11 protein-coding genes and 2 pseudogenes are annotated in these 23,430 nt (G+C 66.2%); 8 read left to right on the top strand and 5 right to left on the bottom strand.

Going from position 1 to position 23,430, the window contains the following annotated elements:
• Complete coding sequence (locus BLO63_RS07090) at positions 1 to 1,899, top strand: asparagine synthase-related protein (protein ID WP_091438186.1); 1,899 nt, start codon at positions 1 to 3, stop codon at positions 1,897 to 1,899.
• 166 nt (positions 1,900 to 2,065) lie between these two features.
• Here BLO63_RS07090 and BLO63_RS07085 read toward each other — a convergent pair whose 3' ends face one another.
• Positions 2,066 to 3,697 carry a winged helix-turn-helix domain-containing protein gene (locus BLO63_RS07085; protein ID WP_162841778.1) on the bottom strand — a complete coding sequence of 544 codons (1,632 nt, stop codon included), beginning with the start codon at positions 3,695 to 3,697 and terminating at the stop codon, positions 2,066 to 2,068.
• Positions 3,698 to 4,206: 509 nt separating this feature from the next.
• Here BLO63_RS07085 and BLO63_RS07080 point away from each other — a divergent pair.
• Positions 4,207 to 5,031 carry an AraC family transcriptional regulator gene (locus BLO63_RS07080; RefSeq protein ID WP_244517706.1) on the top strand — a complete coding sequence of 275 codons (825 nt, stop codon included), beginning with the start codon at positions 4,207 to 4,209 and terminating at the stop codon, positions 5,029 to 5,031.
• A gap of 67 nt (positions 5,032 to 5,098) precedes the next feature.
• Here the strand turns inward: BLO63_RS07080 and BLO63_RS07075 are convergent, their stop codons facing one another.
• Positions 5,099 to 10,774 (bottom strand): autotransporter domain-containing protein, encoded by a 5,676-nt coding sequence (locus BLO63_RS07075; RefSeq protein ID WP_091438179.1) that lies wholly within the window; start codon positions 10,772 to 10,774, stop codon positions 5,099 to 5,101.
• A 414-nt stretch (positions 10,775 to 11,188) separates the two neighbouring features.
• Here BLO63_RS07075 and BLO63_RS07070 point away from each other — a divergent pair, with 414 nt between their 5' ends.
• Complete coding sequence (locus tag BLO63_RS07070) at positions 11,189 to 14,806, top strand: autotransporter outer membrane beta-barrel domain-containing protein (RefSeq protein WP_091438176.1); 3,618 nt, start codon at positions 11,189 to 11,191, stop codon at positions 14,804 to 14,806.
• Positions 14,807 to 14,897: 91 nt separating this feature from the next.
• Positions 14,898 to 16,418, top strand: a complete 1,521-nt coding sequence (locus BLO63_RS07065; protein ID WP_244517704.1) for a serine hydrolase — start codon at positions 14,898 to 14,900, stop codon at positions 16,416 to 16,418.
• A gap of 131 nt (positions 16,419 to 16,549) precedes the next feature.
• Here BLO63_RS07065 and BLO63_RS21515 read toward each other — a convergent pair.
• Positions 16,550 to 17,060, bottom strand: a pseudogene (locus BLO63_RS21515) (integrase core domain-containing protein).
• Positions 17,057 to 17,746, bottom strand: a pseudogene (locus tag BLO63_RS07050) (ferric reductase-like transmembrane domain-containing protein); the annotation flags it as partial. The pseudogenes BLO63_RS07050 and BLO63_RS21515, both read right to left, overlap by 4 nt.
• 77 nt (positions 17,747 to 17,823) lie before the next feature.
• On the opposite strand from BLO63_RS07050, the gene BLO63_RS07045 reads away from it, so the two are divergent.
• From BLO63_RS07045 to BLO63_RS07030, 4 genes are all read left to right on the top strand, one after another.
• Positions 17,824 to 18,144, top strand: a complete 321-nt coding sequence (locus tag BLO63_RS07045; protein WP_091438169.1) for a nuclear transport factor 2 family protein — start codon at positions 17,824 to 17,826, stop codon at positions 18,142 to 18,144.
• Entirely contained in the window at positions 18,144 to 18,923 is a 780-nt protein-coding gene (locus BLO63_RS07040) for an SDR family oxidoreductase (protein WP_091438166.1), read from the top strand. The genes BLO63_RS07045 and BLO63_RS07040 overlap by 1 nt, the downstream gene beginning before the upstream one ends.
• Before the next feature lie 382 nt (positions 18,924 to 19,305).
• On the top strand, positions 19,306 to 20,037 hold the full coding sequence (locus BLO63_RS07035) for an alpha/beta fold hydrolase (RefSeq protein ID WP_244517751.1): 732 nt from the start codon (positions 19,306 to 19,308) through the stop codon (positions 20,035 to 20,037).
• A gap of 277 nt (positions 20,038 to 20,314) precedes the next feature.
• Positions 20,315 to 21,433, top strand: a complete 1,119-nt coding sequence (locus BLO63_RS07030) for a GAF domain-containing protein (protein WP_425284320.1) — start codon at positions 20,315 to 20,317, stop codon at positions 21,431 to 21,433.
• A 139-nt stretch (positions 21,434 to 21,572) separates the two neighbouring features.
• Here the strand turns inward: BLO63_RS07030 and BLO63_RS07025 are convergent, their stop codons facing one another.
• Positions 21,573 to 23,189: a GMC family oxidoreductase gene (locus BLO63_RS07025; protein WP_091438159.1), complete on the bottom strand. Its 1,617-nt coding sequence runs from the start codon at positions 23,187 to 23,189 to the stop codon at positions 21,573 to 21,575.
• Between the last annotated feature and the right edge of the window lie 241 nt (positions 23,190 to 23,430).

The following is a 23,430-nucleotide window of genomic DNA, read 5'->3' as shown; positions in this document are numbered from 1 at the left end:
ATGCGCCTCATCTGCGGCATGCTTCGCCTCGACGGTGCGGCGGCGACGGACGCCGTCCTGCACCGGATGGCGGCCGCGATGACCGGCCCCGGCCTGACGCCGGCGGTGTCGTGCCGGCTGGAGCGATCGCTGGGGCTGGCCGTTATCGATTTCGGCGGCGGCAGCGCTGGAGTGGTGGAACGGGATGGCTGGGTGATCGCCTCCGACCTTCGGCTGGATCGCCCGGACGAGACGCAAGAGGCGGCGCTACTGGCTGCGATTGGCCGTCACGGCGCTGATTTTCCCGACCATCTCGATGGCGATTTCGCCGTGGCGCTCTGGCGTCGCGAGGCCGAGGAGCTGTGGCTGGGACGCGATTACATCGGCGTCAGGCCGCTGGCCTGGACGTTCCAGCCGGGCCGCTGGTTCGCCTTCGCAAGCCTGCCCAAGGGACTGCACGGCGCCGGCCTCGCTCCCGCCTCCATCGACAAGGCCGCGGTGGCGGCCAAGGTTGTGCAGACCTATTTCACGGGACCCGCCACGGGCTTCGCCGAGATCGCCTATCTTGAGGCCGGACACAGCCTGTGTGTCCGGCTAGGGGACGATGAGCCGCCCCGTCCGCACCGGGCCTATCGCCCCAGCCCCGCGCGGGTGGGGCGCTGGCGCGGGACGCCTGAACAGGCGGCGGAGACGCTGCAACGCCTGGTGCGGGAGGCGGTTGCCGCCCGCATGCCGGCGGCGGGTCCGGTGGCCTGCCATCTGACCGGCGGACTGGACAGTTCCGCCATCACCGTGCTGGCCGCACGGCACGCCCGCCACCACGCGGGCAAGGTGCTCGCCCTCAGCAGCCTCGCGCCCATGGCACTGGGCCCTCCGGAGCAGGACGAGCGGCCGATGATCGCCGCCGTGCTTGCGCAGGAACCCGACATCGTCCATCGGCAGGTCGACGACATGCTGCCGATGCCAGGGCGGGCCGAGGATGCCGACTGGCCGGGAAGCGTGATCGGCGGTGCGGATGACGAGATGATGGCTGCCGCGGCCGCCTTCGGCGCCGACCGGCTTCTCAGTGGCGTGGGCGGTGACGAGGGGGCGAGCTATAACGGCGCCAACCTCTACGTCGCGCTCCTGCGGACGGGACGCCTGCCAACCCTGGCGCGCGAACTGGCGGCACGCGCGAAGAGCGATGGCGTTTCGCTTCCGCGCGCCATCCGTGGACGGCTGATCAATCCCCTTCTGCCGGCCGGCCTGCGCCTGCGTCGGCGCCGGCACGTCGGGATAGCGGACCCGGTGCACGGGGGGATCCGCTATCTGGCGGCGTCGATCCGGCAAGAGGTATTGAGCCGGCGCATGCCGCCCGTTCTCCACAGCAACAAGCCGGCCGACCGTGTGCGGGCTTTTGCCGACCACCACATTCCCTCGCGCTGCACCTATTACGCTCTTCTGGCGGCCCGCCACGGGCTCGCGGCCAGCTTTCCCCTGCTGGACCGCCGGATTGTTGATTTCGTGCTGTCCTTGCCGGTTCACCTGTTCCTCGCCGATGGGCAGGCACGGCAACCCTTCCGCCGCGCCATGCGGGGCATCTTGCCCGAACGGGTGCGGCTTGCGCGCCACAAGGTCGGTTTGTTCGACGACCGCTTCGTGCGCTATGCGGACCACAGGGTGGATCTTCTGGCCCTGGCGGCGAGGCTGCGCGCCAGCTCGTCGCCGCGGCTGGCGGACATTTTCGACATGGATGCCATTCAAGCGGGGCTGCGATTGCTTCCGCAGCCGGATCAGGCCCATCGTTTCGTCCGTGCCACGCCGGCCGACCTGTTCGGCGGCAGTCCGGCCTGGGTCACGGTATTCGCCGTGCAGAGCCTGATCGTCGCCTGGACGCTGTCGCGGCAGCCGGAAGAAGAGGCGTTCGGCACGGATGCGTGAGGCCGCCCGGCGCGCCCAATCTGAAGACGTGAACGGGATAGCGTAGGTCTATTCGCGCAGCAGTGTCTGGATGAAGCGCTCGGCGCGGCGCCGCCGACCTGCCCCGATGGCTGGCCTGGTGCAATCTCCACAGGCCCCATGGTAGCCTCGCCCGAGGGACACCCGATCAGGCACTCGCCGGAACAACCTGATCAGAAGGTACGGGTAGACCCGCCCCCACACGCACGAACGGCGTAACTACATCCTTGCCATGCAGCCGGGTCAGATGGCTGACGAGCCCCTGCATGATATTGGCGCGCGCCGGCACCGAGGTCAGATGCCGCACCGACGTCATGTAGGTGTATTCGATCGCGTTCCGTGCGCCCTGGTGGCCGGCCGCTTTCAGAACGTCGGTGACCGCCTTCGGCAGTTCTTGGCTGGCGGGCGTGATCAGAACGGTGACCATCACACTGAGGTCCGGCGTCGAATGCGGGCTCTCGTGAAAGAACGCCGCCGGCACGTGCAGCGCCTCGCGGTCGCCTGCCGCCAGCAGTGCGATGTATTTGAGGACGCGCATGTGCAACTCGAAGGCGGAATCGGGGTCCGCCATCGCGATGCCGCGATCGAAGAACGCTACCGCAGCAGCGAAGTCGCCGCGTGCCTGCCGCAGCTGCCCGAGCACGGGCAGCGCGGCGGGAGAGTCTCCCATATGAGCGAAGGCCCTGTCCGCAAGATCCTCGGCAAGCTCGAGATGGCCGCGGTCGACGAAATAGAGCAGCTTCGCGGCAGTCAGCACCAGCAGCGGGTTGGTGTCGATGAGCGGTAGGCAGTCCAGCACCGTCGCCTCGATCTCGTTCTCGATTTCGTCGCGCTCGTCGCGGCTTATGCCGGTGAAGGGATTGGCGAGGACAAGGCGCGCAAAAAGATGCAGGCACCATTGCAGGGCAATGTCGGCGCTTGCAGGATTCTGCGTCCGCGCGTCGCGCAGCTCCCGGCCCTTCTCCAGCCATTTGGGATTGGACGCCGACAGCAGGGTTGACGCCTTGAGCTGGCGGATTTCGTGCGGTTGGTCAACGGGCGTGCCAAGCCCCTCCGAGGCCTCTGCCAAGTTGCGCTGCAACGCCTCGCTGATGCCGATCGAGGCGCGTTCCACCACCGGCGCGAACGAGGCCATGTCGGCGTCACCGAACTCGAGCCGGAAGGCCCGGATAATGCGCCGTGACGGCCCCTCGCGCAGGGTGGCGGTGCAATCCAACCGATTCCCGCTGTGTTGGAAACTCACCTTCAGGACATAGCGCATCGCCTGCATCACCGTGCCCTCGTCGCGCTTCACGACGATCACGCTCTCGTCGGTGCTGAGCCGGCCCGCTATCATGTCGCGCATTTGACCGGTAATGACCTCGGCACGTTCGGCAAGGTGCTTGTCATGCGGTGGAATGACAGCCGCTATCGCCAGAAATCCGCTGACCGGCGTCGGATCGTGCTTCGGTGCAACGGCCGGCAGTTTCGCGGCGATCCAGACATAGCCCTCGCCATATTGCGTGGCGATGAATCTTGGCGACCGAGCGTTATCGCCGAGCTTGGTGCGCAGGCGATTGACGAGAAAGTCAACGTTGCGGTCGGACGCATCGGATTGGGTTGGCGCGATCGCGTCGAGCAACTGGCTGCGCTGCATCAGGCGATGCGGATTCCGGGACAGCACAAGAAGGAGTGCGCGCTCGCTGCGCGTGAATCGAATCTCCTCCCCGTTGCGATGGGCGAACAGGCACGTCTCATCCAGTACGATGTCGCCGAAGAAAAGGCGGTCCGTCGGCAGCATTTTTGATTCCATCCGCACTCGCCTCCGATTGCCGGTCGGCACGGCATACAGTCCCGAAAACACACGATACCAGAATGTCCCAAGCCTGACCTTCGGCCCATGCCGTTAGGGCATGCATGTGCGCTGTCGTTTCCCTGCGACCGCGCAACGGATGGGCGAGATCGGCCCAAATGTGCCGAGAACGGCATCCCGCGCAACAGCGTCGCCCACCCAACGATGTTTGCTTTCAAATATCAGGCAAACAATCGCCTGATATAGGCCGATCCATGGCTGCGTGGACATGCTGCCCGCCACCATCTTTGCGCTAAAGAGGGAGCCTTGTTTCGATGAGCGAGCGGAGGGGCAGGGCTCATGTCAAAATGGTATTCCCGCAGGAGGGCGATACTGGTCTCTACCGCCTGAAGAGGCTATCCACCTCGGACTTCGACCTATCCGAGCGCTTCGATGCCTGGCGCGAGACGGCCTACAGTGTCGTCGATCTTGAGCCCCCCCCTGCCGGGGAGGCCGACTTGTTCGCCATCAAGCGATCGGTCAGCGGCGAGATGGGTGTGTTCGCCAGCCAGGAAGGATCTGAGCACAGGACGGTATTCTCGCGGGCCGCCAGCCTCAGCGGCGCAGGCGATGCCGTTGTGATTTCAATGAGGCCGGTAGGCGAACTCGGGCTGGAGAGCCTCGGCGGCGCGCAGTCGATCTCGCCGCATGGCCGGCTCGCCGCCTATGATGCGACACGTCCCATGCGCTATCATTGGAGTTCGGGGAGGGAGATTTATCTTCTTCTTCCGCGTGCCAAGGCGCTCGAAGCTCTAGGCGGTAGCATTCCTGGCCTTTTCCTGCCGCTCGACACGATCCCGCTTGGCGTCATGGTCCGTGAGCAAATGCTGGGCCTCGATCGCCATGCCGAGCATCTCGAGCCAAAGGAGATGGCGACCGCGCTCGACGCACTTCACACGCTGGCGCTGCTCCTGCTCCAGCGCATAGGGCGCGATTTGAACGGCTCGCGTGTGGCCGACGCGAACGCACTCTTCCTTGCGGCAAAGCGCTATATCCAATCCCACTACAACATGATCGACCTCTCCCCCGAAGCGATCGCTCGGGCGCTCGGATGCTCGCGCGCGACCCTTTACCGGGCCTTCACGCAGCACGACGCGACGATCATGGATACCGTTCGCGAGGTAAGGCTCGCAATGTCGCGCAAGTTGATCGAGGCGGCCACCGGCCGAAGCATATCGGTCATTGCTTATGATTGCGGCTTCAAGGATGCGTCCTCGTTCGGAAGGCTGTTCCGTAGCCGGTTCGGCGTCTCGCCCAGCGAGTGGCGCGACCAGTTCAGTTGAGCCCGCGCCGCAGCAGCGCTGACGCCGGGATATGCGGAACCGCCAAAACAGTAGTCCCGCATCCCGCTCACCACGAGAAGCGGATGCCGCCCCAGAGCTGATGGTTGTCGCTGCCGCCGCCCAGTTCCGCGTCGTAGCTGGCGAACAGCGTCGTATTTTCCAGGATTTGGGCCTGCGCGCCGACACCGATGAGGGCGCTGTCGCGCGGCTCCGGCGCTCCGTACACGGTGAACGACGCCCAGGGCGCGGCGGTGAAGGCCGCGGTGAATGGGCGGGTGGTGTCACCGAACTCGTGCACCCAGCCGAGCCGGGTGCTGAGTTCCACCGCCGTGCCTCCGACGTCGAGCCGGGTGCTGAAATCGGCGCCCAGCGTGGTGCGTACCGAGGTCAGGGTCTGCCCGCTCGCGGTGAGATTGAAATCGCTGAAGCCGGTTTCGGTGAACCCGCCCTGATTGACGCTCACCACCTGCAGACGGCCGAACGGCGTGATCGTGCTGGTGGAGCTGGCGTCGATGGGGAAGCGGTAGCCGGTCTCGATCTGGCCGAGGAACTGGTTGGAGGATGAGGCGCCATTGGCGATGCCAAAGACGCCCGGTACCGCGATCTTGCGCTCCAGATCATTGCTGGCATAGGCATAGCCGAGCAGACCGTCGACATAGAGCGGGCCTTCCGCGAAGGAGCCGTGCAGGGCGACGCTGCCCGCCTCCGTGTTGCCGTCGCCCATGAAGCCGTCGACCGACTGCGAGCCGCCGACATAGGCGCCGGCGATGCCGATCTGGACGCGCGGATCGACCCGATAGCCGATGCCGAAAGCGGTGCCGCCCAGCGAATAGGAGAGATCGGCGGCGTTGCCATTGCCGTCGACGCTGCCCTTGGTGCCGATGGCGCTGACCCAGGCGCTGAAGCGTGACTGGCCGTCGAGGCCCGGCGCATCGAGAGCGACGCTCTGCCCGCCGCCAAGGCCCGCGCCGCGATCATTCGCCATCTGGCGGCCCACCGTGTTCATGAACAGCTGGCTGCCGCGCATGTTCACCGTGGCGAAGTCGGCATAGGGCTGGCCGCTGAGCTGCTGCAGCGCGGCGGCGCCGGAGCCAACAGGCACGTTGGCGAGCGCGTTGACGAGGGCTGGAGCACTGCCGCTGGCATTCACCAGATCGAGGATGCTGCCGACTGCCTGCTGGTTGGCCGTGACACCGGCGGACCGGAAGGCGTCAGCTGCGAAATCGAGGGTGAGGTAGAGGTTCTGCGGGTCCGAAAACAATTCGGGCGAAAGAAAAGCGGTGCCGCCGGTGATGGAGTCGAAATGCGCCGTGCCCCCGCCCTCGGCGGTGACGATGGTATAGATGGTGCCGGGCGTGTAGTCGCCGGGCTCCATTATGACGCTGAGGGTGCCGGCGGTGATGGTCGCCGTATGGCCGGCGCCGACGACGATGACGCGGTCGCTCTCGCCTTCGGCATTCACCTCCACCACCATCTCGCCATCGTCGAATTCGAAATCGCCGTTGATCGTGATGTGGCCGATGGAGTTGCCGGGGTTGATCTTGCCACCCTTATTGGTGACCTTGCCGTTGATCCGGCTGCTTCCCTCAAGCGTGCCACCCTTGTTGACAGACACGTCGCCGTTCAGCGTGCCATTCACGGAGAGGAGGCCGTCATATTCGATGTTAGTGCCGTCGCCGGCGCTGTTCAGGGTGCCGTTCAGGGCAAGGGTGCCCCAGACAGTGGTGCCTTCGCCGGCCGTGTTCAGGGTGCCGTTCAGGACGAGGGTGCCGGTATTGATCGTGGTCCCGCCAAGGGCGCTGTTGATGCCATTGAAGATGAGCGTCCCCTCGCCGTTCTTGGCGAGCTGGCCTTCGCCTTCAAGACCGCCTGCATAGGTGCCGTCGACAATCTCCTTGAAGGTCAGCTCCGCTCCTTCGGCGATATGGATCTTGCCGACGAGATTCTTGCTTGAACCCTCAAGATAACCTTGCTGCACATCGAAGGCGTAGCCGTCGGCCAGCCCCGCGAACTTGGTCTCGCCGGTCAGGACGAGGGTGCCCGCGCCGGTCTTCACAACGGTGCCGTACCCTGTCTCGGTGCCGAGGCCTGTGATGTTGCCCGCAAATATACTGTAGACTGCGTCTTGCTGGAAGACGATCGAGCGGGCGTTGGTATTGCCTGCATTGTAGTCGAATATAATGTCGCCCTTCAGCGTGTCGGTGTTGCCTATGATGGTGCCGCCGCTGTTGGTGATGCCGGCATAGGTGCTGGTGCCGTTGAGTACGAGCGTGCCGGTGCCCAGCAGGCTGAGTGTGGTGCCGCTGATCGCGCCCGTGAGGGTGAGCGTGGTGCCGCTGTCGAGCTGGAAGCCACCGCCCGCGACTCCGCCGAGGGTGATGTCCCGCGAGGTGGTGAAGCTCTCGGTCGCCCAGAGGTGCCCGTTCTCGGAAAGCTCCAGCCCTGCGCCCGCCGCACCCAGCTTATCGTCGGAGGCAACCTGCAGCGTGCCGGCGCGCACCGCCGTGCCGCCCGTTGCGTTATTGGTACCGGTGAGGTTCACGATACCGCCGCCGGACTTAATAAAGGTGCCGTTGCCGCTGATGGTGCCGGCATAGACCAGCGGATGGAGCGCGGAGGAGAGCCCCCCCGAGCCGATGATGTTGAGGTTGCGGGTCATGGTGAGATTGGGCGCGGCATCAGCCGTTGTTCCGACGACGCCGCCATTCTGTAGCGTGATCGCCTGACCGGCCGCTCCGAGATTGGCGTCGGTGGTGAAGAGCGCCTGGGCATTGCTGCCGATGACGCGCAGGCCGCCGGTGAACGTGTTGTTCGCCGCCAGAATGACGGTGTTGCTGTTGACGTCCAGCTGGCCGGCGCCGCTGATGACGCCGCTCATCGTCGCGACGGCGTTGTTCGGGGTGGTGCCGCCCGTTGCAGCGATGCCGCCAATGCCGGTGACCGTGACCGCCTTGTTGAACGCGGTCGCTCCCGTGCCAAGCATCAGCGTGCCGCCGTTGAGGCCGAGGGTCGAGGAGGCGCCGAAATTGCTGGCGGTCGTGGTGACGAGGATGCCGCCGCCGGTGACGGAGGTGGCGCCGGCAATCGTGCTGGCAGCGTCAAGAGTGAGCTTGCCGGCGCCACTGACGGTCACAGACCCGGTGCCTGTGATCGCGCCGGCATAGGTGCCATCGAACGACTGATCGAAGATCAGCGCCGCATTGTTCTCGATATTGCCGGCGAGGCTCTTGCTGTTGCCCTGCAAGGTGCCTTCCTGCACCTGGAATTCCGCCGTACCGGCCACCTGGGACTTGAAGTTGCTCTCGCCCATCAGGGTGAGCTTGCCGGCGCCGGTCTTGACGACATTGCCAAGACCCGGGGTGGAGCCGGTGCTCCCGATATTACCGGTGAACGTGCCGTCCGTGGCTTGCGCGAAGACCACGGTGCGGGAATTGGTGTTGGAGACATCGCTATCGAACCGGATGGCCCGCCCGAGCGTGGCGGAACTGCCCTCAAGCGTGCCGCCATAATTCGCGAAGCCGGCGTTGGAGTTCGCGCCGGTGACGACGAGCGTGCCCTGGCCCGTCTGATTGACGACGCCGCCGGTGATTGTGCCGCTCAGGCCGAGGGTCGTCCCTGCACCCAGCTCAAACCCGCCTCCGCCCGTTCCCACATTGATGTCACGTCCGGTCGTGAAGGACTGGGATGCCAGCAGGCGGCCATTGTTGGAAAAGGCCAGCGTGCCCGCGAGGTCGCCGAGCCGTGCGTCGGAATCGACCTTCAGTGCGCCACCCTGGATCGAGGTTCCGCCGGAATAGGTGTTGGTCCCGCTGAGTTCCACGACATTGGCACCGCTGACGACGAGAGTCCCGGCGCCGCCGACGGCGCCCTTCCAATTCACGGCGTGTTGCGCGCCGGAAATGCCCCCCGTGCCGGTGACGGTCAGGTTGCGGTTCGTCTCGAAATTCGCCGCCGCATTCGCCGCCGCGCCGACCATGCCGCCGTCTGTCACGGTGACAGATCCGCCGGCGGCTCCGAGATTGGCATCGGCGGTGAAAAGCGCCGTCGCGCCGCCGGTGACGTTCAGGCCGCCGCTGAAGGTGTTGTTGGCCGCCAAAGCAACGGTGCCGGCATTCACGTCCAGCGCCCCGGAGCCGCTGATGACGCCGCTCACCGTCGCGATGCCGCCATTTGAGCCGAGGCCGCCGCGATTCGTCACCGTGATGGCGTTACTGATGCCGACCCCGCTGCCAATCAGCAGCGCGCCATTGTCGAGTGCGACGGTGCTCGCCGCCGCGAGCGTGTTGGCGGCGGTGACGTCGAGCGTTCCGCTGCCGGTCACCGAAGTGAGGCCCGTATAGGTGTTGGCGCCGGTCAGGGTCAGCTTGCCCCCGGTAACGGTCAGCGCGCCGGTGCCGGACATGCTGCCGGCATAGATCCCGGCGGCAGTCTGGTCGAACACCACGCTGGCATTGTTGACGATGCCACCCTTCAGGCTTGTCGAATTGCCGCGCAGCACGCCGCCGCTCACCGTCGTGCCGCCGGTGTAGCTGTTGGCGCCGGTGAGGGTGAGGGTGCCTGCACCGGTCTTCACCAGCCCCCAGCTGCCCGCATTCGCCCCGGTGCCGCCAGCGCCGGTCTGATCGGTGATGGCGTCGGAAATCGTCTGCGTCTCGCCGGCCACGGAAGAGAGACCAAGGGTGCCATTGCCGGCAAGGAAAAGGCCGGCACCGGCGGCGGCGCCGTTCCCTCCGGCTCCCGCTGTGCTGCTGCCGCCGGTTCCCCCGGCAACGCTGTTGTCAATAATGGTCAACGTTCCGGTGACGGAGAGTTTCCCACCATCCTGAACGAAGACAGCGCCGCCCATGCCGGCGCCGCCGCCGCCGCCGCCATTATACCAGTTACTGCTCGTGCCTCCGGCAGCCCTGCCCGCGCCGCCGTTTCCACCCAGAAATCCTCCGGTGCCGATATTGTTGTCCTGGCCGCCGCCGCCACCGCCGCCGAACCCGCCATTGCCGCCCTTTGCGGCTCCGACACTGCCACTACCGCCGCCGCCAGCACCCCACTGGCCATTCCCGCCATTGCCGTCGCCGCCCCCGATAGGGCCGCCATGCCCCACGGCGCCGCCACTGGATGTCTGTCCGTTGCCTGCATTGGGGCCACTGCCGCCGCCCCCACCGCCCTGTGCCGTCGTCCGTCCATACTCCGTGACTCCAACGCCGCCATTGCCGCCGACGGCGCTGTTATTCTGCAAGGCCACGTTGGCGAGGGTCACATTCGCTGCCGCTCCGACAAAAAGTCCGGCGCCCGTCCCAGCCCCGCCGCCGCCGCCGCCGCCGCCATTTCCGCCACTCGTTCCCTTGGTGGTCAGGCCGGACAGATCGAGATTCTGGATCGTCACCGTGCCGGACTGGACATAGAGGCCGTTGGCGTTTGCCCCCGCCTTGCCGAGCAGCTTGTGGCCATTGCCGTTGATGGTGACATTGGTCGTGATGGTGCCGGCCTTGCCCTTGGCGCTGAGCTCGATATCGGCCGTAAACGTAATGGTGTCGCCATTGGCCGCCTTCGCGACGGCGTCGGCCAGCTGGGCCTCATTGGCGACATTGAAATTCGCCGCCTGCGCCGGCGCCGCCACTACGCCCAGCCCCAGAGCCAGAAGCAGCGCGGGCAGCGTGCGGCCAAAGTTGCAGGATAGAAACGTTTGGCCGAGAAGCGCCGTCGCATTCGCGTTCAGAGGGCGGCGGCGATTGTGGAGCGGGGACATCGGCAGCTTCCATAGCATTACGAGGCATGGATCATGGGTTCAGCTGCGCGGATTCCGGCAGCCAATGTATTTCCACGCGGATCCACGCAGAGTGCTCACGGCACGCTGCGATGCATCCTCATTTCAACTGGAAAGCATCATCGCTGCCGGCGACGCAACGGTATTTTTACCTCGGCGGGCCAGCTGATACACCAGGACGAATATTGAGACGCGTAGCCGGATCGTTGGCTCACAGAAGGCGGGCCGCGGCCCTGGCTCGGCGAGGCGCGGCATCCGTGTCGGGGGGGCTGACTGCCCAAGCGCTGAGACCCGGCGCCGTGATTTGGGACGCTCCGACGATTGCCGCCCAATCGTGGGTCGATACCCTGAGCCGCCTGTGATGGGCTGCCGTGCCCGAACGCTCGGGGGCGGGTATTGAACGACATTTCGGCTGTGAAGAAGAACCGGCGCCTCTCCCGGCTTGCGGCTCTCCTGATCTTCTCCGCTCATGGCACGATCGCGCTGGCGCAGGCCCCTGTCGGCAGCGCGCCATGGGACGATTCAACCACCGCGGCGCAGCTTCAGGCCGCCATCGATCAGGCCCTGATCGAAAAGCGAATCCCGGGAGCCTCGGTCGCGATCCGGCAGGGCGACATTCGCTGGACGTCCAATTCCGGCCTCGCAGATGTCGCCAACGGCGTTGCACCCACCGCAGACACCTATTTCGGCTATCGCAGCATCACCAAGTCGTTCGTGACCACGGTCATCCTGCAGCTGGCGGAAGAGGGGCGTATTGGCCTGGATGATCCGGTCGGCGACTATGTCGACGGCGTGCCCGGCGGCGACGTCATGACGATCCGCCAGCTCGCACAGATGCGATCCGGCCTGTTCAACTATACAAGCTCAGCCGCCTTCGCCGAACAGTTCGGCGTCGATCCGAGCAAGGCATGGACGGCGCGCGAGCTGCTCGCCTTCGCCTTCGCCGAGCCGCTGCAGTTCACGCCCGGCGCCTCCTACGAGTATTCCAACAGCAACACGATCCTACTCGGCGAGGTCATCACGGCCGCGACCGGGAATGACTGGTCCGACGAAGTAAGTCGCCGCCTGACAGGCCCGCTTGGCCTGAGCTCGGTGATCAACCAGGGCGCCGGCTCGATGCCGACGCCAAACGCGGTCGGCTACATCGACCTCGATGACGGCAACGGCCCGGAATCGCTCGCCGCCTTCAACGCCACCGGTGCGGGCGCTTCGGGCGCGCTGGTCGGCGTCATCGCCGATGCCGAGCGCTGGGGGAAGGCGGTTGGCAGCGGCGAGCTGCTGAGCAAGCGTGACTTCGTCGAACGGTTGAAGTCGTTCGGCTCCACCAAGACCGATCCGCAAAGCCCCGAATATGACAGCTACGGCTTCGGCACGGGCGAGATTTCCGGCTATATCGGCCATACCGGCAACGGCCTCGGGTTCGAGGCGCTCGTCATGTATGACCGGGCAAACGACCGCACGATCACCATCCTCATCAACTCCAGCAATCCTGACGATCCCGATGCGCCGGCGCATCTGTTCAAGGAGTTTCTGGCCATTCTCGGCTGGACCCCGACCGGCCAGATTCAGGTGGTGGCGGATGGCGCGAACGCGGTGGTGGGAGCGGGTACAGTCTGGACCGGGCTGGTGAGCGGACCCTTCGGTGCGCGCGCCGCCGTCTACGCTGCCAATGGCGGGTCGGCGGTCGCGGATGGGCGGGTGGCACTCGCGCCGATGCAGGACTATGTGCCCGCTATCTTCGTCGGCAGCGGCGGACGCGTCGAGCTGGGCCTTGGCGGCGACATCACCGCGTCGCCGGGCGGCGACGGCGCGTTCCTGCGTGCCGAGACCGGGATCGCCTCGCTTGTCCTTACCGACGTGAACATCGTGCTGACCGGCGACGAGGTCAGCGGCACCGGCATTGATGCGCGCGACAACTCAGGCGCCGTGTTGAACCGTGTGAACATCACCGGCAGCGCCCTTGCCGGCCTGCATGCGGGCGGTGAGGCGCCGGCCGCTATCGGCGGTGTTGGTGTCGACATCAACCTCACCAGCGGTGACGGCGTTTGGGTCGAGCCGAACGGCACGGTCGACCTCGTCGACAGCTCCATCCGTCTGAACGGCGCCGGCAGCGGCCTGCGCGTCACTGGTGGCGATGGTTCGGCGCAGCTGTTCGGCACGCGCCTCACGGTCGAAACGCAGGCGGCGGGCAGCGTCGGCATTCTCGCATGGGGCGACGGTGCGGCGGTCGCGCTAAATGAGAGCGCGGTGACAACCCACGGCGCCGAGGCGCATGCGATCGTGATCGGCGAAGGCGGGCAGGTCGATCTGAGTGGAACGAGCGTGCTCGCCTCTGGAGAGGCGGCAGCGGCGGTTGCCGCCATATCGATCGAGGGCGCTTCGACCAGCCGGACCGCCTACCTTTCCATGAGCGACAGCTCCCTTGCCGCAGTGAGCGGCACGGCGGTGGTCGCGGCCGGCACGGACCTGCGGTTCATCGCCTCGAACGCGCAGGTGATCGGTGCCATGACCCGCTCGAACGATGCCAGCATCAGCCTCGCGCTCCAGAACGGCAGCACCTGGCTGCTTCCTGCCGCTGGAAACGCCGTGAACTCTCAGGTCGACCAGCTGACGAACGACAACAGCACAATCGCATTCGCGCCGCCGGCTGGCGCATCGCCGGCCCTCTTCCAGAGCCTCACCGTCGAAGACTATCAGGGAGTCAACGGCACGCTGCTCATGAATGCCGCCTTCGCAGGCACCGGGGTTGCGGACCGGCTCGTCATCGACGGCGGAACGGCCACGGGTCAAACGAGCATTATTGTCCAGTCGCACGGCACCGTGGCCCCAACCTCGGGCGACGGCATCGGCCTGATCCAGACGATCAATGGCGGCCAGACCGATCCGGACGCCTTCACCCTTGGTCGTCGCGTCGCTGGCGGCGCCTACGAGTTCGGCCTCTATCGCGGCGGCGCGTCGGGGGCCGATGACTGGTTCCTGCGATCGACTCAGGCGGGGGCCACCGGGCCCGGTGCGCTGCCGAACCTGCGGCCGGAAGTTGCCGTCGATACCGCCATCCCTGCGATTGCCTCGCAGTACAGCATGGCGATGCTTGGTACCTATGCCGAACGCGCGGCCGCACGAGCAGCCCAGCCTGACGGTCACGCAGGTTCGGGCTGGGCCCGCCTGTTCGGTGAGACGGGCAGCCAAGGCTCCAGCGGCGGCAATCCCGCGACCCAGCTCAATCGCTTCCTAAGCAACGGCCCGAGCTACAGCATCGACCTTGCCGGCTTCCAGGCGGGATATGACGTTCCGGTCTCGGAGCCAGGCGAAACGGTGCAGAATGTCATCGGCTTCTATGTCGGTGCCGGTGAGGCACGCGGAAGCGTCGATGCCGTCTATGGCGGTCCGGCCGGCAAGGTGTCGATGAACGCTTACTCGCTCGGCGCTTACTGGACGCATGCGCGGGAGGGCGGCCTCTACATCGACACGGTGCTCCAGGGCACTTTTTTCGCCGAGGCAAATGCGAGTTCAGTCCTCGGGCAGAAACTGAGTACGGACGGTTTCGGCCTGATCGCCTCGCTGGAGACAGGCTACCGGTTCGACCTTGGCGGCGGCTGGGCGATCGAGCCGCAGGCGCAGCTCATCTATCAGCGCCTATCCTTCGAGGGTGGCACCGACAGTTTCGGCTCGATCGACTACGACGCGGCCAGCGATATTCTCGGTCGCGTCGGCGCCCGTATCAGCCATGCATGGATGCTGGAGAGCGGCACGAGGCTGACCGGCGCGGCACGGGCCAGCCTGTGGCACGCTTTCGGCGACGGCACGGAGGTCACATTTGCCGATCTCTCCGGTAGCAATGCGGCTTCCTTCGATTCAGGCCTTGGCGGCACATGGGTGCAGCTTGGCCTCGACACTTCGATGACGATATCCGAAACCGTGCGCCTGTTCGCATCAGGGGACTATGATCTGCGCGTGGATAGCGAGCAGGGACACGCTATCGGAGGACGCATCGGTGTTAGCGTTAGCTGGTGAGAGGGTCCGCCTTAGCGGCGGTTCATGTTTAGACACGGCAGGGGAATGCTGGATGAAGACACGTAGTGTAGTTGCGGTCGGATCGGCACTTATGTTCGCTGTCTTGCCGGCAAACGCCGAAGATCTTCCGCCGCCTCCGTACATCTCCGCCGTTGCCATTCCTGACGGTCAGATCGACGCGGCCGTAAATCAACTCGACGGTCTTGCCGACGCCGTGATGAAGAAAACCGGAATTCCGGGCATGGCGGTTGCTGTGGTGAGGGACGGCAAGACAGTCTACGCGAAGGGCTTCGGCATCCGCGAGGTGGGCGAGCCGGGCAAAGTGGACGCCGACACCGTGTTCCAGCTGGCCTCACTGTCAAAGGCGGTCGCCGGCACGGTCGTCGCCCACGAGGTCGGCGCCGGCACAGTGAGCTGGGAAACCCCGGTCATCAAACATCTGCCCTGGTTCCGCTTGAAGGACCAATGGGTCAGCGAGCACGTCACCATTGCCGATCTGATGTCTCATCGTTCCGGTCTGCCGGACCATGGCGGCGACATTCTCGAGGATATCGGCTTTGACCGGCGCGCGGTGCTGGAGCGCCTGCGTCTTCTGCCGCTGGACCCGTTCCGAATCTCCTATGCCTACACCAATTTCGGCTTTACCGCGGGTGCGGAAGCGGTGGCTGTAGCGGCAGGCAAGGACTGGGCGGCGCTTTCCGAAGATGTGCTCTACACGCCGCTGGGCATGACCTCGACCAGTTCGCGCTTCGCCGATTTCGACAAGCGCGCCAACAAGGCCGTGAACCATGTCCGGGTGAATGGCAGCTTTGTTCACAAATATCAGCGCGAGCCCGACGCGCAGTCGCCGGCCGGCGGCGTCAGTTCGTCGGTCAACGACATGGCCCGCTGGATGGCCATGGTACTGCAGGGCGGCACCTATGCCGGCACGCCGGTCATCGACCCCACTGCGTTGCTGCCGGCGGTCTTGGCCGAGACGATCTCCAGCCCTTCGCCGGCCGTCGTCGCCCGGCCCGGTTTTTATGGCTACGGCTTCAATGTGAGCATTAACCCCGCAGGTCGGGTCCAACTCTCCCATTCCGGCGCCTTCTCCAGTGGCGCCGCTACGGCATTCACGATGCTTCCGTCGGCAGGCGTCGGCATCATAGTGCTCACCAATGCGTGGCCCCTGGGGGCGCCGGAGGCGCTGGCCGCCGAATTCACCGATCTGGTGCAGTTCGGCAAGATCGAGCGGGACTGGCTGGCGGCTTATGGCCCCAGACTGATGGTTGTGAATCGGCCGCTGGGCAGCCTCGTTGGCAAGGAACGGCCGAGCAACCCGGCATCGGCCGCCAGACTTTCGGATTATGTCGGCACCTACCAAAGCGACTATTATGGCAGCCTCGATATCGTTCGGAGCGGAGAGGGGCTGGCGGTAAGGCTCGGTCCGGCGGCGAAGCAATACGCGCTGGCGCATTGGGACGGCGACGCCTTCACGTTTGAACCGTCCAGCGAGAATGCGACCGACGGCTCCATCTCCCTCGCGACCTTCCACAAGGAAGGCACAGGTGTTGGTGCGGTTACCATCGAATATCTCGATGAGAACGGACTGGGCACGTTCGCTCGGAAGTGAGGTCCGGCTCCAGGTAGCTTCAACCGGCAGCGATCCCGCCGTGTCGGCCATTCTTCAGCCTGTGCCCATGAACAGCTGAATCGCTTCCCGTTTCTAGGCCCGCCGGAGCTGGAATTCTCCGGGGGTAGGGCTCATGCGGGCGGAGGTGCCTGAGAGCCACCGATCAGCGCGATCGATGGCTCGTTGCCGATGGCGCCGCGTGGCCGGATCTCATTGTAGTCTCTACGCCAAGCCTCCGTTTTCGTGCGGACGTCGTCAAGGCTGATGAACCAGCGGGTGTTCAGGCATCCCGCGCGGAGCTTGCCGTTGAACGATTCGATGAAGCTGTTGTCTGTCGGCTTTCCGGGGCTGGCGAAGTCGAGAATGACAAACTTCTGATAGGCCCAAGCCTCAGATTCTTCGGCGGTCGATAGCCTGCAAAATTTCCCGGTCCAGCGTGAGGTCGGCAACGAGCGTGCGCAGCTTCGTGTTCTCATCCTTGATCTGCTTCAGCCTCCTAATCTCGAGCGGCGCGAGCTTCTGATATTGCCTCTTCCAGTTGAAGTAGGTCGCCTGGCTGATCCCCGCCCGCCGGTAGATCTCCGCCACCCCGTTGATTCCGACACCTGATGGCGCCCGCGTCACTGAGAACCGGTCATTCACCGCATGTCGAACAGTTCCTGATGGAAGCGCGCCTCGACGGGAAAGCCCTGAGCGGCGAAGTCCCGTCGCAGTGATTCCCCGAAGCCGGCGGGGCCGCAGAACCAGATGCTCGCCTCGCGCCAGTCCGGCACTTCCTCCCGGATGCGGGCACCGGTGAGTCGGCCATCGCGGGCACTGATCAGGACATGCAGGCGCACATCGGCGGCCCGCGCGTCGTGCGCGAGCTTCGCAAGTGCGACCTCGTCTAAATCCGCGGTGGTGTGGAACAGGTCCGCCGTCTGACCTTCCGGCCCGTCGGGCGCGTCGCCGCGCAGGGCCATGTGCTTCATCCGGGCGATGAACGGCGTGATGCCGATGCCGCCGCCGATCCAGATCTGGTGGCGGCAATCGTCGTCGAAGGTGAAGCAGCCATAGGGGCCTTCCACCCGCACCTCCTGGCCGGCGCGCAGTTTCTCGCGCAGCCGGCCGGTGTGGTCGCCCAGCTCCTTGGTGATGAAGGCGATCCGCGGATGGTCCGGGTGCCAGCCGGAGGCGATGGTGTAGGGATGCGCGCCTTCGGACGCATCCGACATGGCGAAGGCGAACTGGCCCGCCCGATGCCCCGGCCAGCCCCTGGGCACATCGATGATGGTTTCGAGCGCCTTCACACCCGGATAGTAGTTCAGCTCGGCGATCCGCCCCTTGATGCCGATTTGTCCCACTTATCTCAGTAATCGTCGAGCCCTATCCTGACAATCAGACATTGCCAGTGAGGAGCCGCACGATGGATATGCCCGAGAGTGTGAAGGCCTATTTCGACGCCGAACGTCGCAACGACCCCGAGGCGCTGGTGGCGGCGTTCGCCGCCGGAGCGGTGGTGCGGGATGAGGGCGCCGTCCATGAGGGGCTGCCCGCCATCCGCCGCTGGTGGGTCGCGGCCAAGGAGAAGACCCACCACGTCACCGCCCCGATCGAGATGTCCGGAGGGGGCGACAAGGTTTCCGTCTGCGCGCTGGTGTCAGGCGATTTCCCCAACAGCCCGGCCACGCTCGATTTCGCCTTCACCATCGCGCAGGGCAAGATCGTCGCGCTGGAGATCGGCTGATGACCGATTTCCTCAATCTCGACGGCAAGCGCGCCCTGATCACCGCGGGAACGAAGGGCGCCGGTGCGGCCACCGTCGAACTGTTCCGCGCGCTCGGTGCCAGAGTGCTGACGACGGCCCGCTCGCGCCCCGAAGAGTTGCCCGAGGAGCTCTTCATTGCGGCGGACCTGACCACCGGGGAGGGCTGCGCGCGCGTGGCCGAGGCGACCCGCCGGCGGCTGGGCGGCGTCGACATCATCGTCCACGTGCTCGGCGGGTCCTCGGCACCGGGGGGCGGCTTTGCCGCGCTCACCGATGCCTTGTGGCAGCAGGAACTCGATCTCAACCTGTTGCCGGCCGTTCGGCTGGATCGGTTGCTCGTTCCGAGCATGGTCGAGCGCGGAAGCGGCGTCGTCATCCATGTCTCGTCGATCCAGCGCGTCTTGCCGCTCCCGGAATCGACAACGGCCTATGCCGCCGCAAAGGCCGCGCTGTCGACCTACAGCAAGGCCCTGTCGAAGGAAGTATCGCCAAAGGGCGTGCGCGTGGTGCGCGTCGCCCCGGGCTGGATCGAGACGGAAGCCGCCGAACGCCTCGTCCAGCGTTTGGCCGAGCAGGCCGGCACGGACTATGAGGGCGGCAGGAAGATCATCATGGACGGTCTGTGCGGCATTCCGCTCGGCCGCCCGGCCAAGCCGGACGAAGTGGCCAGCCTCATCGCCTTTCTCGCCTCGGACCGCGCGGCGGCGATCACCGGCACCGAATATCTCATTGACGGCGGCACGGTTCCCACCGCCTAGGCCGGGGCCGAACAAACCCGGGGCCGCCCGGAGAAAATCCGTACCGGACGGGAATAAGCGGCGCGGCACGGAGTCCATCCTTCAGACGCCACCATGCCACCGAAGGACAACGCCATGCGACACCGCGAAACACGCGCGGCGCGATTGATCGGCTGACCACCGCCGCCGGCAGCGCCGATCCGGCCTCGACATCCACCTCACCAAGTAATGGCCACGTAACCGCGGAAGTCGTTTTCGCGATTGCAGCCGCGCGCGGCCGTCACAACAGCGGATCAAGCAGAAATTGCCGATAATGGTATCGGGCAAGAAAAGGAAAAGCCTCATGAACACCAAGACAAGAAACATCCTTGCCGCCACCGCGGCCGCCGCCGCTGTCCTCGGCATGGACCCGGCGCGCGCGGCCGACCCCATCCCGCAGAGCCAGGCGGTCAAGAACGTCGTGCTTGTGCACGGGGCGTTCGCCGACGGGTCCGGCTGGCGCGGCGTCTATGACGAGCTGACCCAGCGCGGTTATCGCGTCACCATCGTCCAGAACCCGCTGACCTCGCTCGCAGACGATGTCGCGGCCACCACGCGCGTGCTGGAACGGCAGAGCGGCCCGGCCATTCTCGTCGGGCACTCCTGGGGCGGCACGGTCATTACCGAGGCCGGCGACACTCCGAAGGTGGCAGGGCTCGTCTATGTCTCCGCGCTGTCGCCCGACGCGGGAGAAACGACCGGCCAGCAATATGAAGGCTTTGCGCCGGCGACGGAGTTCGTGCTCGACAAGGCGGCGGACGGCTTCGCCTTTGTCGACCGCGAGAAATTCAAGGCCGGCTTCGCCCATGACGTCAGCGATCAGGACGTCGCCTTCATGCGGGACTCGCAGGTGCCGATCAACCTGTCCGCGTTCGGCACCAAGCTGACGCACGCGGCCTGGCGCTCCAAGCCGAGCTGGGCGGTGATCGCGACGGAGGACAAGGCGTTCGACCAGGCGATGCTGCTGCACATGGCCAAGCGGATCGGTGCCGACATCACCACGGTCTCCGCCAGCCACGCGCTCTTCATGACCCAGCCCAAGGTCGTCGCCGACACCATCGACAAGGCGGCGCGGACGGTTTCCAAGCGGCCGTGAGCGGTCGATGCGGCCGCCTTGCCGGGCCGGCACCCTCAGGGGGCGCTGGCCCGGCAAGGCGGGGCCGCTTCCTTGACGCCACGCACTGGTTGCGCCTTCTATCGTTTTAATCAAATCCAGCAACTCTCCCATTTTGCCGCCGCGCGCCCTATAGTGCGGGATCCGCGCCCTCCCGGTGCCTTTGCCGGGTGGTGCGCGATCTCCGCGTGTGGGGAAGGCGATGGGAAAGACCGACAAGGACATCCTGACCACGGCCGAGACCGCCAGAATACTCGGCGTGTCGGTCCGCACCGCCCAGCTGCTGATCGAGGGTGGCTCGGTGCCGTCGTGGAAGACACCGGGCGGGCACCGCCGGGTCTACCGCGCGGACGTCATGGCACTGATCGAGCGGCCCGCGCCGGGCGCGCCCGGCGCGCCGCTCCCGTCCGCCACCGTCATCCTTGTCGCTTCGTCCGAACGGCTTGCCCACTATGATCGCCTGTTGGCCGGCATTCCCGAATGCACGGTGGAAGCCTTCGACAATGTCCACCGGGCGCTGTTTGCCATCGGCTCCGTCCGGCCGCACGCCATCATCGTCGATCTCGCGCCGCCCGATGCCGAGCGGGTGAGGCTGCTGCACAGCCTCTCTGCCAACCCGTCGTTGGGTCACAGCCGGATTCTCGCGGTCGTGGCCGCAGGCACGATCGCCAGTGGCGATCTGCCCGGCCGCGTCGTGCCTGTCGAGACCGCCGAACAGGCAGCCGCCGCGATACGCGTGTCGCTGATCGACACCGGCACGCCGACCCCGCCGCCCGCCGAGGCGCTGTTTCCAATCGCGCTCAATGAGAGCCAGAGGCTGGTGGCACTCGAGCGCTCGGGGCTGTTGGACACGCTTCCCGAGGAAGCGTTCGACCGCCTGACCTGGCTGGCCTCCCGCACGCTCGACGCGCCGATCGCGCTGCTGACCCTGCTCACTCCCACACGGCAATGGTTCAAGTCGCGCATCGGCGTTGATGCGCCGGAAACCCCGCGAAGCTGGGCGTTCTGCAATCATACGATCCTGCAGAAGGCGGTGTTCTCGGTCGAGAACCTGCCGAGCGATCCGCGCTTCGCCGCCAATCCGGCCGTCGCGGGTGATCTCGGCTTCCGCTTCTACGCCGGCGCCCCCGTCCATGACGGTGAGGGCTTCACCGTGGGGTCGCTGTGCATCATCGACCGGAGGCCGCGCACGCTGGACGACGGCGAGCGGCGGGCCCTGATGGCGCTTGCGGCGCTGGCATCGGACGAGGTGCGGCTGCGCGCCATCGAGCGGCAGCTGCGGAACGCGCTCGGCAAGGCGGAGCGGCACACAGCTGGCCAAGGCCACAGCGCCCCGGCCGCGCCCGCCGGGCCTGCGCGTCTTCCGGATCGGGTATGAGCTTTCCATCACCCCGCAGGGCTTGAAACCTCCCAAGGCCGGCTTCACCCGACGGAGGTGGAGGGACGCGCGCGATGCCTTCCTGACCCGCAGCCCCGGCGCCGGCCCGCCCCTCATGGACGGCCCCGGCGCGAGGACGTCAGAGGTCGTAGGTCCGGCGGATCAGCTCGGCGGCACGCTCGCCGATGACGGCACAGGGGGCCTGCGTGTTTCCGGTGGTGACGCGCGGCATGATCGAGGCATCGGCGATCCGCAGACCCTCGACCCCATAGACATTGAGAGAGGCGTCCACGACCGACATCGCGTCACGCCCCATCTTCGCCGTGCAGCTCTGATGCCAGTAGGTGACGGCGGACTCGCGCACGAACTGCTTCATCGCTTCGCCCTTGAGCGGGCCCGGCAGCGCCTCGCCCTTCACCAGAGGCTGGAAGGCCCTGGCATTGCCAAGCTCGCGGCAGAGCTCGATGCAGGCGAGCGCCGTCTCCATATCGGCGGGGTCCGACAGCATGTTCGCGTCGATCTCGATCGCCGAGAGCGGATCCGCGCCGGTGAGGCGAAGCCGGCCACGGCTGCTTGGCCGCGCCAGGCCGGCGAACATCGTCCACCCCTGCGCGGGCACGCCCCGTGCCGCCGTCCGTTCGCTCGGCACCGGAAACTCGGCCTGGCAGAACAGCAGGTCGGGCGATTCAAGCTCGGGACGCGTCTTCCAGTACAGTTTCGCTTCGCTGCCATTATTGCGCGGCGCGAGAGCGTCGCGATACTCCCAGATGCAGCAGAAGGCCGTGTGATCCTGCAGGTTCGCGCCGACGCCGGGTAGATGCTGGCGGACGGGGATGCCATGCCGGCCAAGTTCCGAGGCGTCGCCAATGCCCGAATACATAAGGACTTTCGGCGTATGGATGGCGCCGAGCGACAGGACCACTTCCGCACTGGCGCAAATGCGCGAGACCTCTCCGTCGCGAACCACGTCGATCCCAACGGCGCGCCGGCCCTCGAAGATCACCCGGCGCACCGTCGTTCCGGTGAGCACCGTCAGGTTGGGCCGGTCCATCCAGGGCCGCGCATAGGCGCGGAAAAGGGAGTGGCGTCGCCCATCCCGCACCAGCATGTCGGAGAGGGCGACGCCTCCAGCGCCTTCCATCATCGCGCCATTGGGATGATCGAAGCGCGGGATGCCGATTTCGGTCGCGGCATCGAGCAGGGCGAGCGCCACCGGGCTGGGATCGCGCGGCGGCTGCACCCACACCGGGCCCGCTGTGCCGCGATAGTGCGGATCGGGCGTGCCCTGCCAGTTCTCGATCCGACGATAGATGTCGAGCACCGCCGGGTAGCCCCAGGCGGGATCGCCGCTCTCCTTGGCAAAGAAGTCCCAGTCGCTGCGGTGCCCGCGCGCCCACACCATCACATTGATGCTGGACCCGCCGCCCAGGCCCTTGCCCATCGACATCGACAGGGTCCGGCCGTCGAGGTGTGGATTGGGCGTCGCCTGAAAGCCCCAGTCACGCGCGCTGCCGAGATTGAGCGGCCATTGCGAGGGGTCGAGCACCGTGTCGGCTTCGTCATCGCCCCCCGCCTCGACGAGGAGCACATCGACATCGGGGTTCTCGGCCAGGCGCCTCGCCACGACCGAACCGGAAGACCCGGCGCCGCAGACGATGAAATTGTACTGCGCCGGAGGCCGCTCCCGCAGCCGGTTCTGGTTCTCGGCGACCCGCCTGGCGAAGTCCGGCGCGTCGTCCTTGTCGATCTCGCTCATGTCGCAAACTCCTCTGAATGGCGACGTGGTATCAATTTTATCAAATTAATCAAATATAGCCTTTATGCTAAATCGCGGCGGCGAACCGCGACGCGAGACAGCAGGGCCTCGTTGCCGTGGCGTCGGGGCCCCGCTCGTGTCCGCGCCAGCCGTGCGCAGCCGATCGCCCGGGCAGCGGCCCGGTCGGCTCACGCCGGCATGGGGGTGGACGTGTCGGCCGTCCGGCGTGGACCTGTGCCGC

Origin of the sequence: Ancylobacter rudongensis, from assembly GCF_900100155.1 — a bacterium.
In the GTDB taxonomy this organism is placed as follows: Bacteria; Pseudomonadota; Alphaproteobacteria; order Rhizobiales; family Xanthobacteraceae; genus Ancylobacter; species Ancylobacter rudongensis.
The sequence above is the reverse complement of the archived record's forward strand: the minus strand, read 5'-3'. Positions and strand labels throughout refer to the sequence as shown.

Coding starts and splice junctions, on each gene's coding strand:
- BLO63_RS07090 (WP_091438186.1), top strand. CDS start 1: ATGCGCCTCATCTGCGGCATGCTTCGCCTCGACGGTGCGGCGGCGACG.
- BLO63_RS07085 (WP_162841778.1), bottom strand. CDS start 3,697: ATGCTGCCGACGGACCGCCTTTTCTTCGGCGACATCGTACTGGATGAG.
- BLO63_RS07075 (WP_091438179.1), bottom strand. CDS start 10,774: ATGTCCCCGCTCCACAATCGCCGCCGCCCTCTGAACGCGAATGCGACG.
- BLO63_RS07065 (WP_244517704.1), top strand. CDS start 14,898: ATGTTCGCTGTCTTGCCGGCAAACGCCGAAGATCTTCCGCCGCCTCCG.
- BLO63_RS07045 (WP_091438169.1), top strand. CDS start 17,824: ATGGATATGCCCGAGAGTGTGAAGGCCTATTTCGACGCCGAACGTCGC.
- BLO63_RS07040 (WP_091438166.1), top strand. CDS start 18,144: ATGACCGATTTCCTCAATCTCGACGGCAAGCGCGCCCTGATCACCGCG.
- BLO63_RS07035 (WP_244517751.1), top strand. CDS start 19,306: ATGGACCCGGCGCGCGCGGCCGACCCCATCCCGCAGAGCCAGGCGGTC.
- BLO63_RS07025 (WP_091438159.1), bottom strand. CDS start 23,189: ATGAGCGAGATCGACAAGGACGACGCGCCGGACTTCGCCAGGCGGGTC.